Below are 15,766 nucleotides of genomic sequence, written 5' to 3' on the forward strand. Positions count from 1 at the left end.
GATGTGCCGTGACGTGGCGGCCCTCCCGTCACTCCCCGGTGACCGCCCGGCGGATCTGCTCGATCGGGACCTTCGGTGACCGGTCCGCGTTGAGCAGCCCGTTCGTCTCCTGCATGGTGTCGGTCAGCTGCGTCCAGCAGGACCCCGCCAGGAAGGTGCTGGCCCGGACGGCGTCGTGCAGCGCGGTGATACGGCCGACCCAGTCGTCCCCGTCGACGGCGGTCGTGTAGCCCCAGCCCTCCTCGCGTCGACCACCGGACTGGTGCCGGACCCCGCCGAACTCGGTGAGCATCACCGGCTGTCCGCGGTCGAGCGCGCCGCCGACGAACTGCGGGTGGCCGGACGGCGCGAGCCCGTCCAGTGCACGCGTCCGGGCCGCGTCGTCGGCGTAGGTGCGGGCCAGGACGTCGCCGTCGCCCTCGTAGTCGTGGATCGTCACGACGTCGGTGTCCTGCTGCTCCCACCCGTCGTTGCCGATCACCGGTCGCGACGGGTCGAGGGCCCGGGTCAGGTCGACGAGTGCCCGGGCGTACGCCTGCTGCGCCGGGTCGGAGACGACGTGCTGGATGCCCCACGACTCGTTGAACGGCACCCAGGTGACGATCGACGGGTGCGAGGCGTCCCGTTCGACGGCGGCCGTCCACTCGGCGGTCAGCAGCCGCACGGCGGTGGGGGAGAACTCGTACGCGGCCGGTGCCTCACCCCAGACCAGGATGCCCAGCCGGTCGGCCCAGTGCAGGAACCGGGGGTCCTCGATCTTCTGGTGCATCCGGGCCGCGTTGAAGCCCAGGGCCTTGATGAGCTCGACCTCCTGCCGGTGTGCGAGCGGGTGCGGGGCGGCCAGGTGTGACTCCGGCCAGAACGCCTGGTCGAGGACGCTCCGCACCGGGTACGGCTGGCGGTTGAGCAGGAACCGCCCGCCGCCGACACCGACGCTGCGCATCCCGAGGTAGCTCGAGACCCTGTCGAGCACCTGACCGGCGTCGTCGACCAGGGTGAGCACGGCGTCGACGAGGCGCGGGTGCTCCGGGGACCAGGTGAGCTCGTCCTCGGCCTGGCCGTTCCGCTGCCGGGCGACGGGCACGGTGACGTCGAGGGTGGGGCGGCTGGCGGTGGCGTCGAAGTCGGTGGTGCCGAGGTCCTCGTCGCGCTCGTCGAACCGCAGGGCGACGCGGAGGCGGGCGCCGGCGGGGACGCGCCCACGGAACCGGACGGTCAGGTCAACGGCCGTGGGTCCGGCCGGGGTCCACCGGAGGGTGCTGATCGCGGTGGTGGGCACGGCCTCCAGCCAGACCGGCTGCCAGATGCCGGTCGTGCGTCGGTACCAGATGGCGTGCGCGTCCTCGTGCCAGTCCTGCTTGCCGCGCGGCTGCGTCACGTCGAGGGGGTCGTCCTCGGCGCGGACGACGAGGAGGTGCTCGGCCGGAGTGGCGTCCTCGCCGGGGTCGGCCAGCAGGGCGGTGACGTCGAACGAGAACGGGGTGTGGCCGCCCTCGTGCTCGCCGACGAACCGGCCGTCGATCCAGACCTGCGCCCGGTGGTCGACGGCGCCGAAGTGCAGCAGCAGGCGCGGCCGCTCGGGCCCGTGACCCGCGGCGTCCAGTTCTGCCCGGCGGATGGTCCGGGCGTACCAGACGACGGGGTGGAACCCCGGATCGCCGATGCCGGAAGCAGTCGACTCCGGCGGGAACGGCACCGTGATCTCGAGTGGGTCCGGGAGGCCCGTGGTCCATCCCGAGTCCGCTCCGGTGTCGGCATCGTCGTGTCGGAAGGACCAGGTGCCGCTGAGGTCGGTCCAGTGGTGCCGCAGCATCTGTGGCCGGGGGTAGCGGCCGTCCTGTCGGCTCGCGAGGGGGACGTCGGGGATGACGACGGGGGCCGGAGAAGCGACGGTGCTCATGGTCGAGCAATTTACAGCGCTGTAAACCAGCCGTCAACGACCCGGGTCGCGGCGGGTGCACGTCGCACGGCCGCGGTACGGTGAGCGCGTGGGCCAGGTCACGTTGCAGGACGTCGCGGAGCACGCCGGCGTCTCGATGAAGACCGTGTCCAACGTGGTGCGCGGCTACCGGCACGTCAGCGACGCCATGCGGACCCGGGTGCAGCAGTCGATCGACGCCCTCGGCTACCGGCCGAACGTCTCCGGCCGCAGCCTGGCGACCGGTCGCACGAACATGCTCGCCTTCGCGTTCCCCGACCTCCGGCGACCGTACTTCGCCGAACTCGCGCACGTCTTCTCGCGCGTCTGCGCCGACCGCGGCTACCAGCTCCTGCTCGAGGAGACGGCGGGTGCACCCGGCGGCGAGCTCTCCGCCGTCCGCGGACGCGAAGCCGGCGTCGTCGACGGGGTCGTCATCCACCCCCAGGTCCTCACGCCGACCGAGATCGACAGCGCCCGCGGGGACACCGCCGTCGTGTTCCTCGGCGAGGACGTCCGGCCACCGGGAAGCGACCTCGTGGCGATCGACAACGTGCTCGCGGCGTCCGAGGCCGTCGCCCACCTCGCCGCCCTCGGACGTCGGCGCATCGGGTTCCTCGGACACGAGGTCGGCGAGCAGTCCCGCACCTCCGCCTTCCGCCTGGAGGGGTACCGCGACGGCCTGACCGCGGCCGGCCTGCCGTTCGACGCGTCGCTCTGCGTCGCGCGCGAGGTCGGCGACGCCCGCGGGGCCGAGCACGCGTTCGGGCAGGCGCTCGACGCCGGCCTGTCCATCGACGGGCTGCTGTGCCGTGACGACCTCGCTGCCGTCGGTGCGCTCCGGGCGATGCGCCTGCGCGGACTCGAAGCACCGCGGGACATCGCCGTCGTCGGGTGGGACGCGATCGGCCTCGCCGCCAGTCTGGTCCCGAGCCTGACGTCGGTCGCGCCGGACACCGTGGCGCTCGCCGAGGCCGCCCTGGACCGCCTGCAGGAGCGGATCGCCGGGCGTCCCGGGGAGGGGCGCGCCGTGACCGTCGGGCACCGGATCCTGGTGGGGGAGAGCGCACCGTACCCCGACGGGTCGGTCGACTGACCGCTACCGGTCGGCGATCGGACCCGCTCGACGGGCTCAGGTGCCGGGCGTACCGCCTGCGGTCGCGGCGTCCCGTCGGACCCGGCGACGGGCCTCCCGGATGCTCGCCCGCTGCAGTCGCATGGACGGCCAGCCGGAGGCACGAGCATGCGCGGCGAGCCCCTGGTCCGGGTTCACCACGACCGGGTGCCCGACGAGCGACAGCAGCGGGATGTCGTGGCGGGAGTCGGAGTACGCCCAGCACGCGGCGGGGTCGGCCCCGGTGTCGGTGAGCAGCCGACGGGCAGCGACGGCCTTGTGCTCGCCGTGCAGGAACGCACCCTCGAGGCGGCCGGTGTAGGCGCCGTCACTGGTCTCGAAGACGCTGCCGAGCGCACCGGTGAGCCCGAGGCTGCGGGCGATCACCTCTGCCAGGAACGTCGGTGTCGCGGTCACGAGCCACACCTCGTGGCCCTTCGCCAGGTGCTCCTGCGCGAGTGCGGCGGTCTCCGGCCACACCGTCGCAGCGGTGTGGCGGACGTAGACGTCGTCGGACAGCTTCGCCATGTCGGCGACGGTGATGCCCGTGATCACCTCGAGCCCGCGGGTCTGGGCGGAGGCCAGGTGCCGGTCGTTCTCGCCGCGGACCTTGAAGCGCGCGTGCTTCCACCCGGCGCTGACGATGTCCCGCATCGTGATGAGTCCGGCGGCACGGAGCCCGCGCACCAGGTGGAACGCGCTCGCGCCGTGGATCAGGGTGTTGTCCACGTCGAAGAACGCGAGGACCGGGGTGCCCGCCTGCTCGTCCGTCATCGGCCCAGGCTAGGCGGTGCGGCTGAACCCACCGCGGAACGCAACGTCGGCGGCGTCCCGCAACGGAGTACCGCTGCGAGATGCCGCCGAGGTCGCGCGTTGCGGTCGGACCGTCAGCGCCCCTCCGGGTGCACGCTCCCGAGCAGCTCCACGAGCGCGCTCCGGAGCGAGCCGGGCAGCCCGACGGTCTCCAGCTCCACGAGTCGGTCGGATCGCGGGACGTCCCGGTCCACGACCTCCCACGCGGTGAGCTTCTCGGCGTTCCCCGCCTGGGCGCTCTCCAGCAGCTGCCGGGCGGCGTCCCGGGCGTCGACTCCGACGGTCGGCGCGCCGGCGAGGGTGAGCGTCGCACCCTCGTCCGTCACGACGTCCAGGTCCACGGAGAAGCGGTCGGCCGCGAGGACCTGCACCTCTTGCCCGTTCGCGGGCGAGCCGAGGAACGTGATCCGCCACCGTCGCTGGACGGGCACGCTGTCGACGTCGCCGTCCGCCGGGTCGATCCGGAAGGAGGCCGTGCTCCGGTCCCAGGTCAGCGTCGTCCGGCAGACGCCGCCGTCCGGGTCCTCGGGCCCCTCGCGGTCCTCCACGAGCGTGAACGACCCGGAGGCCCCGGGCGCGACGAGCACCTCGAGGGCCGCCGGGTTGACGGTCGCGTCGACCTCGTCGGGTGCGGCGAGCGGCAGGATCCCGCCGGCACGGAGCAGCACGGGGATGGTCTCGAGGCTCCGGTGCAGGTCCACGAACCGGTCGCCGGCGTAGGTGGTGCCCGTGAAGACGTCCGTCCAGGTCCCCGCCGGCAGCCAGGCCCGGGCGTGACCGCGCAGGGTCACGGGGTCGCGCGGTTCGACGATCGGCGCGACGACGAGCTCGGTGCCGAAGGCGTACTCGTTCGGGACGCGGTAGGCCTCGTCCCGGTGCGGTTCCAGGTGGTACATCGGTCGGACCAGCGGTGTGCCGGCAGCGGCGAGGTGGTTCATCGTGTGCAGGTACGGCACGAGGCGGTGCCGGAAACGCAGCGCGTCGCCCATCGCGGCCCGCGGCTCGGCGGGGAACACCCAGGGCTCCTTGCGGATGAACGGGTTGTTCGCCGAGTGCAGCCGCATGACGGGGGAGAACACCCCGAACTGCACCCACCGGGTGGCGAGCTCGTCGTCCCGGACCCCGCGGGTGTGGCCGCCGATGTCGTGGCTCCACCAGGGGTACCCGATGTTCGCGGCGGTCGCGGTGAACTCCGGTTGGAACGCCAGCGACGCCCACGAGACGACGGCGTCCCCGGAGAAGCCGACGGCGTACCGGTGGCTGCCCGGTCCGGCGTAGCGGGAGAACGTCATGCCGACGCCACCGTCGCGGGCCGAGTCCAACAGGTGGAAGTGGTTGAGCACCCAGAGCGGGTCCACCCCCGGGACGGAGGACGTCCGGCCCTGCTGCCAGTCGATCCACCAGAAGTCGACGCCCTGCTCCTCGAGCGGACGGTGCAGGACCTCGAAGTACGCCCGGAGGAAGTCCGGGTCGGTGGGGTCGAAGCCGATCGTCTGCTCGGTGTCGGGGTCGACGCCGAGCGCCTCGGCCATCGCGGGGTAGGCGTCCTCGAAGGCCCGGACCCCGTCGGCGGGGTGCAGGTTCAGCGTGGTGCGCATCCCACGCCGGTGGAGTTCGGCGAGGAAGCCCTGCGGATCGGGGAACAGCGACGGCTCCCACGAGTACCCGGTCCAGCCGTTGCCGAAGCGCGCCGGCACGGAGTCGACCCGGTGCCAGTCCATGTCGATGACCGCGACGGAGAACGGCAGGCGTTCCTCGTCGAACCGGTCGAGCAGCGCCAGGTAGGAGCTGTCCGAGTACGGGTGGTACCGGCTCCACCAGTTGCCGAGCGCCCAGCGTGGCATCAGCGTCGGCGCACCGGAGACGGCGTGGAAGGCACGCAGTGCCTCGCCGTAGTCGCGCCCGTACGCGAACACGCTGACGTCCCGGCGGCCGGGGATCCGGCTGCCGACCCAGCCGTCGTCCTCGAACAGGAACGACTCGCTGTCGTCGAGCATGACGATGCCGTCGCGCGCCAGGATGCCGGACTCGAGCGGCATCCGCCCGTCCACGTCGTCGAGGGTGCGTCCGGTGCCACCCAGGTCACGGGCCTCCTGTCCGTACCGCCACCGGTTGGCGTCGGGGCCGGAGGTCTCGACGACCAGGCCGGCCGAGGAGAAGGGCCGACCGTCGTAGCGCAGGGTGGCGCGGTCGGTCGTCACCTCGACCCCCTCGCCGCGGCGGATGACGGTGTACTCGGGGACGTCCAGCCGTCGCCGGATCGCGAAGGTCGAGGCGCGGTCCTCGAACCCGCCGTCCTCGCTCCACTCGACCCGGAACAGCCCGTCGCGGAGGACGGTGACCCGCCAGTGGTCGCCGGTGACGGTCGCGTCCGGGGACGCGACCGGGTCGGAACCGGGGAACGGGCGGATGGTGGGCAGTGGCGACGTGGTCACGGGTGGTGGTCCTGTCTCGGCCGGTCGGGCCGGGGTCGGTCTGGAGGCTCGGCTCAGCTCTTGATGGCGCCCTGCGTCACGCCGCTGATCACCCAGCGCTGCGCGAACAGGTAGACGACGATCGTCGGTGCCATCGCCATCAGGTACGAGGCGAAGGCGACGTTGTAGTTCGTGCCGAACTGGCTCTGGAAGATGTTCTGCACGACGGGCAACGTCTGCAGTCCGGGGTCGGCGGTGATGAGCGACGGCATCATGAAGTCGTTCCAGCTGGCGAGGAACGCGAAGATGCCGACGGTGGCGTTCATCGGCCCGAGCAGCGGCAGGATGACGCGCCAGAAGATCTGCCACGTGGAGGCGCCGTCGATGCGGGCGCTCTCCTCCAGCTCGACGGGGATGGACCGGAGGAACGCCGAGTACAGCAGCACACTGAACGACAGTTGGAACATGGCGTGCAGGATCGCGACGCCGACGGGGTTGTCCAGCGAGATCATCGCGGTGAGCTTGATCTGCGGCAGGGCGACCACCGGGAACGGCAGGAACATCGCGGCGAGCAGGTAGACGAACGACCAGCGGAAGAACCGGCGGTGCCAGTTCCGCACGATCGCGTACGACGCGAACGAGCTGAGCAGCAGGGTCGCGACGACGGTGAGCGCGGCGACGCCGAGCGACACCGAGAACGAGATCGGGAAGCGCGTGAGCTGCCACGCCTCGGCGAAGCTCGCCGGGTTGAACGGCAGCGGCAGGGACAGGGCGTTCCCGTCCACGGCCTGCGCGCTCGTCTTGAACGCCATCGCGACGGTGACGTACAGCGGGATGAGGACGCTCAGCGAGGCGATCGCCAGGATGACCGTCAGCGGCCAGTTCACCCGGTCGAGCCGGCGGCGACGCGGTTGACCGGGGGTGGTGCGGGCGGCTGCGGTCGCGGGGGACCGGGTGTCGATGGCGCTCATGCGAGTCGGAGGTTCCTTCCGCGCGTCACTGCGAGCTGCAGGACCGAGATGAGGACGGTGATGATGAAGAAGACGGTCGCGTTGGCCATCTGGTAGGCGTAGTCGCCGCTGGTGAAGCCGGTGAAGATCGTCATCGCGACACTGCTCGTCGCGGAACCGGGTCCGCCGTTGGTCAGGCCGACGATGACGTCGTAGGCGCCGAGGTAGCCCTTCACGCCGAGCACCGTGTTGATCACGATGAACCCGCTGATGAGCGGCAGGGTGATCGACCGCAGCTGCGTCCACGTGCCGGCGCCGTCGAGCGAGCTGGCCTCGTAGACGTCCGACGGGATCGAGGTCAGTCCCGCCGTGTAGATGAGCAGGGCGCCGGGGATCGTCTGCCAGGCGGAGACCACGACGATGGCGAGCCACGCCAGGTTCGGGTCACCGAGGATGCTCTGCTCGAGCGGGCCGAAGCCGACGGAGGTGGCGAACGCCGGCAGCGTGTTCGAGAACATGTAGTTGAAGACGTAGGCGACGACGATCCCGGACACCACCATCGGGATGACGAACACCGACCGCAGGCCGGCGGCGAAGCGGACGCGCTTCGACAGGGCGACGGCGAGCGTCAGTGCGATCACCTGGGTGACGATGACCGTCACGACCGCGAAGCCGAGCGTGAACCCGTAGGACCCGAGGATCGCCGGGTCGGACACGAGTGCGCGGTAGTTCGCCAGACCCAGGAAGTGCCACTGCCCGAACCCGAGGTAGTCGGTGAAGCTGTAGAAGATGCCCACGCACGCCGGGGCGACGACGAACGCCGTGAACAGCACGAGCGCGGGGACGAGGAACAGGTAGTACATGCCCTCGGTGCGGTGCAGCGAGCCGACGCGTCGGTGCACCCGGGTCGCTGCCGTGGCGGGACCGGGACGCGGGTCCTGCGTCTCGGGGGTCAGTGGGGTCTGCATGGTCATGATCGCTCCTGGGTTCCGGGTTCGGTCCGACGGGTGCTGGTCGCGCCGGTCAGACCGTCGCCGAGCGTCCGGCGAGGCGTCGCCAGTCGGTGTCGAGCCGCCGCAGCATCGAGTCGAAGTCCCCGCCGCGGATGGCCGTCTGCAGGTAGTTGCCGAGCGGGATGGAGGTGGGGATGAAGGTGCCGGCACCCTGGTAGAAGGCGCCGTCGTCGACGTACTGCTGGAGCCCCTCGAGTCGCTCGTCGGTCTGCGGGGGAGCGTTCTCGGTGGTCGAGAACGCCAGGTTGTCGCGGTTGTAGGCGTTGATGACGTCCGGCTGCATGAGGAACTCGACGAGCTCCTGCGCCTGGTCGAGGTGCGGGGTCGTGGTGGGGATCCACAATCCGAGGTCGATGTTGACCCGGGCCTTGCGGTCGCCCGGGTCGTTCGAGACGGGCAGGGCGAACGTGCCGACCGGCAGTTCCTCGTCCACCAGGGCGATCTGACCGAGGGCCCACGGTCCCTGCAGGTACATCGCGGCCTTGCCCTGCCCGAAGGCGAGGTTGCCGTCCGCGTAGGAGCGGGTGGCGTGGTCGGGGTTGAAGAACGACGAGATCGTCTTCGCGCGCTCCATGGGCAGGGCGAAGTCCTTCTCGAACGACACCTCGGCATCCGGCCCGACGTCGGTCCCGAGAGCCTTCATCTTCCGGAAGAACGAGCCGGTGTCGACGAGGCTCCCGACCGAGTAGTCGAACAGGCCCTGCCAGAGGGTCCAGGTGTCCCGGTCGGTCGCGTACACCGGGGTGATGTCGGCCTTCTGCAGCGCCGTGCAGACGTCCACGAACTCGTCCCAGGTGGTCGGCACGGGCAGGCCCTGCTCGGCGAAGATCCGCTTGTTGTAGATGACCCCGGCCGCCGCGAGCGAGAACGGCAGCACGCTCGTGCGGTCCTCGTACTTCGCGTACTGGTTCGTCAGGCCGTCGATGCTCTCCCGGACCCGGCCCGCCGACGGCAGGTCGCTCAGGTCACGGAGCACGCCACGCTCGATGTAGCGCGCGAGTTCGAGGTTGTCGTTGAAGCATCCGACGTCTGCCGGCTCCCCGCGGACGAACTGTGGGGCGATGGCGCCGGTGCTGTCGTGCACGACGCGCACGCCGGAGTTCTCCCGCTCGAAGCGGCGGAGCAGGTCGTCGAAGTAGGCGATGACCTCCTGCTTCTGCTCGTAGAAGCGCAGGGTCGTCCCACCCGCAGCGGTGCCGGCGGCGGAAGGGGCCGAACACCCGGCGAGCGCCAGTGTCCCGAGGCCGAGTCCGCCGACCGCGCCCGCCAGGAACCCGCGGCGGCTCAGCGCCGTCCGTGCCGTTGTGCTGCTCATGACCATGGTCACTCCCTCTCGCGCTCCATTGCGCCAGCCCATGTTTACAGCGCTGTAAACCGAAAGTCAACGACCCGACCCGCCACCGGTGAGAGCCCCGGTGAGCGGAGTCGGGTCGGCACCGGACCCCGGCGGCGCAACCGCTCGACGGGGTCCGGTGTTGTCAGCCGTGGGCCGTCCGGCCAGCGACCTCAGTCGGCGTCGACGACGACCGCCGTGATGACCGGAGTGCGGCGGTGTCGACGGAGGAACCACCGCTCGAGCCCCTCGGCGATGGCGTGTTCCGCCGCGGCGCCGTCGATGTGTCCCCGCCTGGTGGCTTCGGCGATCGCCTTCGACGCGACCTGCTCGGCGTGGGTCATCCAGCCGGCTTCCTCGACGAAGCCCTTCGGCAGGAACTCGACCGGGTCGACGAGCCGCTGCGTGCCCTCGTCGAAGATGCCGAGCACCGTGATGTGGCCCTCTTCCGCGAGCGACAGGCGGTCCTTCAGCGCCGCCTCGGTCGCCACGCCGATGGTCGATCCGTCGACGAAGACGTACGGGGCCGGGATGCGCCCCGCGATGCGGGCCTTGCCACGATCGAGGTCGACCACGACGCCGTCCTCGACGACGAGGACACGGTCCTCCGGGACACCGGTCCGCACCGCCAGCTCGGCGTTCGCCACGAGGTGACGCCACTCGCCGTGCACGGGCAGGACGTTCTTCGGCTTGACGAGGTTGTAGCAGTACACCAGCTCGCCGGCGCTGGCGTGACCGGACACGTGCACCTTCGCGTTGCCCTTGTGCACGACCGTGGCACCCCAGCGGATGAGGCCGTTGATGACGCCGTAGATCGCGTTCTCGTTGCCCGGGATCAGGGAGCTCGCCAGCAGGATCGTGTCGCCCTCGCCGACCTTGATGATGTGCTCGCGACGTGCCATCCGCGACAGCGCGGCCATCGGCTCGCCCTGGGAACCGGTGCAGATCAGGACGCTCTTGTGGTCGGGGAGCTTCCCGAGCTGCTTGAGGTCGACCACCAGGCCGTCCGGGATGTGCAGGTAGCCGAGGTCGGCGGCGATGCCCATGTTCCGGACCATGGACCGGCCGACGAAGGCGACCTTCCGGCCGTGGCGCTTCGCGGCGTCGAGGACCTGCTGGATCCGGTGCACGTGGCTGGCGAAGCTCGACACGACGATGCGCTTCGGTGCTTCGCGGAACACGCGGTCGATCGCCGGACCGATCTCCTGCTCGGCCGTCGTGAAGCCGGGGACCTCGGCGTTGGTCGAGTCCGTCATGAACAGGTCGACCCCTTCGTCCCCGAGGCGGGCGAAGGCGTTGAGGTCGGTCAGACGGTGGTCCAGCGGGAACTGGTCCATCTTGAAGTCACCCGTGTGCAGCACCGTGCCGGCACTGGTGCGGATGGCGACCGCCAGGCCGTCCGGGATGGAGTGGTTGACGGCGACGAACTCCAGGTCGAACGGTCCGGCGGCGTGCCGGTCGCCCGCCGCGACCTCGTGCGTCACCGGGGTGATGCCGTGCTCCTGCAGCTTCGCGGTGATGAACGCGAGGGTGAGCTTGGAGCCGATCACCGGGATGTCCGGGCGTTCCTTCAGCAGGTACGGCACCCCACCGATGTGGTCCTCGTGCCCGTGCGTGAGGACGATGCCGTCCACCTGGTCGAGGCGGTCCCGCACGGCGGTGAAGTCCGGGAGGATCACGTCGATGCCCGGCTGCGTCTCTTCCGGGAACAGCACACCGCAGTCCACGACGAGCAACTTGCCGCGGTGTTCGAAGAGCGTCATGTTCCGACCGACGTCACCGAGTCCGCCGAGCGGAGTGACGCGCAGGGCTCCGCGCTTGAGCGGTGCGGGTTGCTTGAGGTCGAGGGCGTGCTGGGGAGCGGGCATGGCGGCGATGTGCCTTTCATCGGTGTGGCTCGGTCGCGCAGCGGAACACGCGGGTCATGGGCGGCTCCGCCGTTCGCGTCGCTGGTGAGCGCGAGGGGGCCGTTCGGTCGCCGCGAGGACTCCTGCAGCGAGGTACCGCCGACCAGCGTAGGCGAGATCGACGGCGAGCCCGACGACGGCGAGCCCGACGACCGCGGTGTCAGGCGTAGCGGCGAGCTGCCCGGAGCGCCGCGTCCGTGTAGGAGCCGCCGAACAGCAGGACGTGCAACAGCAGGGGTGCGAGCTGGTGCAGCTCGACGCGCTCCTGCCACCCGGGCGCCAGGCGCGACTCGGCGTCGTACGCGGCCAGGACGGTCTGCAGCCGGGGCAACCCGAACAGTGCGAGCAACGCCAGGTCCGTCTCGGCGTGCCCGCCGTGCGGGTTCGCGTCGATGAGCACCGCGCCCGTCGGCTCGGACGCATCCCGCGGCCACAGCACGTTCCCGGCCCACAGGTCACCGTGCAGCCGGGCGGGCCCGTCCCCGACCAGCGCGGGCTGCGGCGAGCCGAGCGTGCCGTCCTCCAGGCGGTCGCACACGCGCTCGAACACCGCGGCCTCGGACCGGTCGTAGCCGCCCGCGTCGACGATGCGCTGCACGTAGTCACGGATCCGGTACTCGGCGAAGAACTCGCCCCAGCGCTCCGGTGCCTCGGACGCGGGGACGAACGGTGTCCGCGAGCGGCCCATCCGCAGCGGCCCGTTCGCCGGGAACCCGGGTGACGGTGCTCCCCAGTGTGACGCGCCGGCAGCGTGGGTGTGGGCGAGTGAGCGGCCGAAGCGCTCCGCCTGGGCGGTCGACGGTGCCGTGTCGGAGACGAACTCGAGTTCGAGCACCGTCGGGCGCGGACGAGCCAGGACCCGGGCGACGCGGGTGCCGCCGGCGTCCTCCGCCTCGGCGAGCCACTCCAGTCCGGCCGCCTCGGCAGCGGCCTCGTCCGGGCTGGTGAAGGTCTTGACGTAGGTCTCCGACATCACCCCATCCTGCCGAGCGCGCCTGGTGACGGGGTCGACGTGGATGCCGCTCACACCGCGTCGACGAGCGCCCGCGCCAAGGGGTGCCACGGCCGGGACGACGGTCCGGACAGCACCAGGGTCCGCTCGTACCGCGGTGCCACCGGCAGCATCACGAGCCCGGCGGGCAGCATCACGCGGCCGAGCGTCGGCACGATCGACACCCCTTCGCCGCGCTCGATCATCCCGAACATGGTGCTCATCTCCCGGACGCGGTGGGCGTACCGGAAAGGCTGCCCGGCGATCTCGTGCATCCGCTGGATCTGGTGCTCGCAACCCCCGCCGCCGGCGACCAGGCCGTCGTCGTGGAGGTCGTCGAGCGTCAGCGCCTCGGCTCCGGCGAGCGGGTGGTCGCGCCGGACCACGGCGGCCATCTCGTCCGTCGCCACGACGACCCCGCCATCGGGGACGGTGACCGGGTCGACGAGCACGGCAGCGTCGACGGTGCCGGCCTCGAGCCACTCCGGCATCTCGTCGTCGTCGCCCTCGTAGACCTGCACGTCGACGTCCGGCAGCGTCACCGACCAGAGTTCGCGCAGGCGGGGGAGCAGTCCCTGGCACACGGTCGGCACGGCGGCCAGGCGCACGGTGCCGCGGGCCGTGGCGGGCCGGACCACTGCCTCCAGGGCGTCGACGGAGGCGAGCACGCTGCGGGCGTGGGCCAGCAGACGGTCGCCCAGCGGGGTCGGGACGGCGGCCGTGCCGCGGCGGACCACGGGACCGCCGACCTCGCGTTCCAACCCGGCCACGGCGTGGGAGACGGCGGACTGGCCGACCCCGAGCACCACGGCCGCCGTGGTGAACGAGCCGGCGTCCACGGTGGCGACGAAGGCGCGGAGCTGCGAGAGCGAGACGGTCATGCGTGTCCTTCATGTCGACATGAGGTCCATGCGTTTGCCGCATGTGCGTGCTGTGCCGAGACTAGTCCACATGAACGCCCTCCTCTACGTGCTCGTCGCCCTGACCTGGGGCTCGAGCTTCTTCTTCGCGAAGATCGGGCTCGACGGTCTGGCACCGCAACAGGTGGCCACCGTCCGCACCGTGCTCGGTGCGTTGACGCTCGTCGTGGTGCTCCTGGTCACACGCCGTCGTTGGCCGCGCGAGAAGCGCGTCTGGGGGCACCTGCTCGTCGTCGCGGTGTTCCTCAACGCGGTGCCGTCGTCGCTGATGGCGTGGGCGGAGCAGACCGTGCCATCGGGACTCGCGAGCATCTACAACGCGACGACGCCGATCATGACGCTGCTGGCGTTGGCCGTGCTGGTCCCCACCGAGCGGCTCACCCGCCGGCAGGTCGGCGGGATCCTCCTGGGCATCGTCGGGGTGCTGGTCCTGGTCGGACCGTGGGACGTCCTCGGCGATCCGCAGGTGCTGGCGAGTGTCCCCGGGCAGGTCGCGTTGCTCGGCATGACCGCCTCCTACGGCGTCGGCCTGGCGTGGCTCCGCCGCTTCGGCGTCGGCGGCGGGTACGACCCGACCACTGTCGCGACGGTGCAGCTCACCCTGGCCGCCGGGCTGATGCTCGTCGTCGCGCCCGTCGTCGCCACGGGTCCGGTGCAACTGGACTGGAGGGTCGTGGGCGCCATGGTCGCGCTCGGTGCCGTCGGCACCGGGCTGGCCTACGCATGGAACACCCGGTTGGTCGGCGCATGGGGCGCGGGGCGCGCCTCCACCGTGACCTACCTGACACCGGTCGTCGGCGTCGCGCTCGGCGTCCTGGTGCTCGGCGAGCCGCTGCGGTGGAACGAACCGGTCGGCGGGCTCGTCGTGCTCGCCGGGATCGCGCTGGCCTCCGGTCTGCTCGGGGCACGGCGTCGCCGCCGCACCGGGGCGGTCGCAGCCCCGGTCGCGGCCGCCGAGCCGTCCGTCACCGAGCCGACCGTCACCGACCCGTCGGCACCTGCTGGCGCAGCGGCTGCGTACTCGTCTCGTGCAGACCGCGACCCGTCGTCTCCGGTGCCATGAGCTGCGACAGGATCCCGCCGGCGACGCACACCGCCGCCGCGATGAGCATGCACGCGCCGATGCCGATCGACGAGATCCCGACCGGCAGCAGGAACGTGCCGGCAGCAGCACCGATCCGACTGCAGGCGGCGGCGAAACCGACCCCGGTGGAGCGGACCTCGGTCGGCAGCACCTCGATCGGGTAGACCGCCGTCAGGTTGCCCTGGGCGGCGTTCATGAAGGAGAACACCGCGAAGCAGAGCACCACCACGACGGCCGGTGCCGACCCCCAGACCCCGACCACGGCCAGGGCGACCGCCATGATCCAGAACGGCGGGATGAGCTGGCGACGACGGCCGAGCCGTTCGATCGTGAGCATGCCGACGAACGCACCGACCGCAGCCATCGCGTTGACCGTGATGGTGCCCGCGGCCTCGTTCTGCAGGCGCAGGGCGTCGAGCACCGTCGGCGCGAACGTGAAGATCGCGAAGTACGGGGCGACGTTGCACGCCCAGAACAGCGAGATGAACGCCAGCCGCTGCCGGTTGTCCTTCGAGAACAGCACCCGGTAGCCGCCCGCGCGCTGCTCCTCGGCCGCGTACTGCTCCTCGCGGAAGTACGCCTCACCGCCCAGGTGCGCCGTGACGATCGCGCGTGCCTCGTCCACCCGGCCGCGGGACAGCAGCCACCGCGGCGACTCCGGGAACCCGATCCGGGCGATCGCGGTGACCACCGCGGGCAGGGCGCTCGTGACGAGCACCCACCGCCAGCTGAGGTCGAACGCGTCGATCATCACGTACGCGGTGACGACGGCGATCAGGTACCCGCCGTACCAGCAGACGAGCAGCCCGGAGAGACGTCGCCCGCGGTCCGCCGCCGGCGCGAACTCGGCGAGCATCGCGGCCCCGATCGCGTACTCGGCACCGATCGCGACCCCGAGCAGCACCCGGACGACGAACAGTTGCCACCCGTCGGCGACGAACGCCTGCGCGAGTCCGAGCACGATGAACGCGAGCACGTCGATCGTGAAGACCCGCCTCCGCCCGAACCGGTCGGTCAGCCACCCGGCGAGGGGCGCCCCGATGAAGATCCCGATCAGCGAACTGGCCCCGATCAGCCCGGCGAGCACGGGGTCCAGCCCGAGCGCGACGGTGATCGCGGGGAGCGCGACGCTGATGACACCCAGGTCGAAGCCGTCCAGGCCCTCACCCCAGGCGCAGGCGAACGTCATCCGACGCAGGAAGCCCGTGCGGCCGGGCGGGGTGTTCGTGGTGGTGGTCATGGTCGTTCCTCCCGCGCCGGGGTCGACGCTGCTCGGAACCTAGGCCGCGTCGGGCCGGACACCATCCAG

General features: G+C 71.5%; 12 protein-coding genes. 2 read left to right on the forward strand and 10 right to left on the reverse strand.

The features are described 5' to 3' along the window. Positions 1–28: 28 nt before the first annotated feature. On the reverse strand, positions 29–1,900 hold the full coding sequence (locus tag DEJ25_RS04980) for a glycoside hydrolase family 2 TIM barrel-domain containing protein (protein WP_111043970.1): 1,872 nt from the start codon (positions 1,898–1,900) through the stop codon (positions 29–31). An 88-nt stretch (positions 1,901–1,988) separates the two neighbouring features. Here DEJ25_RS04980 and DEJ25_RS04985 point away from each other — a divergent pair, with 88 nt between their 5' ends. After that, positions 1,989–3,014 carry a LacI family DNA-binding transcriptional regulator gene (locus DEJ25_RS04985; RefSeq protein ID WP_110904903.1) on the forward strand — a complete coding sequence of 342 codons (1,026 nt, stop codon included), beginning with the start codon at positions 1,989–1,991 and terminating at the stop codon, positions 3,012–3,014. A 36-nt stretch (positions 3,015–3,050) separates the two neighbouring features. Here DEJ25_RS04985 and DEJ25_RS04990 read toward each other — a convergent pair whose 3' ends face one another. From DEJ25_RS04990 to DEJ25_RS05025, 8 genes are all read right to left on the reverse strand, one after another. Then, on the reverse strand, positions 3,051–3,806 hold the full coding sequence (locus DEJ25_RS04990) for an HAD family phosphatase (RefSeq protein WP_110904874.1): 756 nt from the start codon (positions 3,804–3,806) through the stop codon (positions 3,051–3,053). A gap of 113 nt (positions 3,807–3,919) precedes the next feature. Continuing rightward, the gene (locus tag DEJ25_RS04995; protein WP_111043971.1) at positions 3,920–6,280 is read right to left on the reverse strand and encodes a glycoside hydrolase family 31 protein; all 2,361 of its coding nucleotides are present in this window, start codon (positions 6,278–6,280) and stop codon (positions 3,920–3,922) included. Between the two features lie 53 nt (positions 6,281–6,333). Next, a complete protein-coding gene (locus tag DEJ25_RS05000) occupies positions 6,334–7,230 on the reverse strand; it encodes a carbohydrate ABC transporter permease (protein ID WP_111043972.1) in 897 nt (298 codons plus the stop codon). Then, a complete protein-coding gene (locus tag DEJ25_RS05005; protein WP_111043973.1) occupies positions 7,227–8,183 on the reverse strand; it encodes a carbohydrate ABC transporter permease in 957 nt (318 codons plus the stop codon). The genes DEJ25_RS05000 and DEJ25_RS05005 overlap by 4 nt, the downstream gene beginning before the upstream one ends. A 49-nt stretch (positions 8,184–8,232) precedes the next feature. After that, positions 8,233–9,537 carry an ABC transporter substrate-binding protein gene (locus DEJ25_RS05010; RefSeq protein ID WP_258366313.1) on the reverse strand — a complete coding sequence of 435 codons (1,305 nt, stop codon included), beginning with the start codon at positions 9,535–9,537 and terminating at the stop codon, positions 8,233–8,235. A 191-nt stretch (positions 9,538–9,728) separates the two neighbouring features. Beyond that, a complete protein-coding gene (locus DEJ25_RS05015) occupies positions 9,729–11,423 on the reverse strand; it encodes a ribonuclease J (RefSeq protein WP_110904878.1) in 1,695 nt (564 codons plus the stop codon). Between the two features lie 199 nt (positions 11,424–11,622). Beyond that, a complete protein-coding gene (locus tag DEJ25_RS05020) occupies positions 11,623–12,435 on the reverse strand; it encodes a fructosamine kinase family protein (protein ID WP_110904879.1) in 813 nt (270 codons plus the stop codon). 50 nt (positions 12,436–12,485) lie between these two features. Further along, positions 12,486–13,334 (reverse strand): LysR family transcriptional regulator, encoded by an 849-nt coding sequence (locus DEJ25_RS05025; protein ID WP_111043974.1) that lies wholly within the window; start codon positions 13,332–13,334, stop codon positions 12,486–12,488. Between the two features lie 70 nt (positions 13,335–13,404). On the opposite strand from DEJ25_RS05025, the gene DEJ25_RS05030 reads away from it, so the two are divergent. Next, positions 13,405–14,436 (forward strand): DMT family transporter, encoded by a 1,032-nt coding sequence (locus DEJ25_RS05030; protein ID WP_110904881.1) that lies wholly within the window; start codon positions 13,405–13,407, stop codon positions 14,434–14,436. Here the strand turns inward: DEJ25_RS05030 and DEJ25_RS05035 are convergent. Beyond that, on the reverse strand, positions 14,354–15,697 hold the full coding sequence (locus tag DEJ25_RS05035; protein ID WP_110904882.1) for an MFS transporter: 1,344 nt from the start codon (positions 15,695–15,697) through the stop codon (positions 14,354–14,356). The two genes, DEJ25_RS05030 and DEJ25_RS05035, sit on opposite strands and share 83 nt — an antisense overlap. Between the last annotated feature and the right edge of the window lie 69 nt (positions 15,698–15,766).

The organism is Curtobacterium sp. MCPF17_011, from assembly GCF_003234145.1.
Classification (GTDB): domain Bacteria; phylum Actinomycetota; class Actinomycetes; order Actinomycetales; family Microbacteriaceae; genus Curtobacterium.

Coding starts and splice junctions, on each gene's coding strand:
- DEJ25_RS05015 (WP_110904878.1), bottom strand. CDS start 11,423: ATGCCCGCTCCCCAGCACGCCCTCGACCTCAAGCAACCCGCACCGCTC.
- DEJ25_RS05035 (WP_110904882.1), bottom strand. CDS start 15,697: ATGACCACCACCACGAACACCCCGCCCGGCCGCACGGGCTTCCTGCGT.
- DEJ25_RS04990 (WP_110904874.1), bottom strand. CDS start 3,806: ATGACGGACGAGCAGGCGGGCACCCCGGTCCTCGCGTTCTTCGACGTG.
- DEJ25_RS05030 (WP_110904881.1), top strand. CDS start 13,405: ATGAACGCCCTCCTCTACGTGCTCGTCGCCCTGACCTGGGGCTCGAGC.
- DEJ25_RS05025 (WP_111043974.1), bottom strand. CDS start 13,334: ATGACCGTCTCGCTCTCGCAGCTCCGCGCCTTCGTCGCCACCGTGGAC.
- DEJ25_RS05000 (WP_111043972.1), bottom strand. CDS start 7,230: ATGAGCGCCATCGACACCCGGTCCCCCGCGACCGCAGCCGCCCGCACC.
- DEJ25_RS04980 (WP_111043970.1), bottom strand. CDS start 1,900: ATGAGCACCGTCGCTTCTCCGGCCCCCGTCGTCATCCCCGACGTCCCC.
- DEJ25_RS05005 (WP_111043973.1), bottom strand. CDS start 8,183: ATGACCATGCAGACCCCACTGACCCCCGAGACGCAGGACCCGCGTCCC.
- DEJ25_RS05010 (WP_258366313.1), bottom strand. CDS start 9,537: ATGAGCAGCACAACGGCACGGACGGCGCTGAGCCGCCGCGGGTTCCTG.
- DEJ25_RS05020 (WP_110904879.1), bottom strand. CDS start 12,435: ATGTCGGAGACCTACGTCAAGACCTTCACCAGCCCGGACGAGGCCGCT.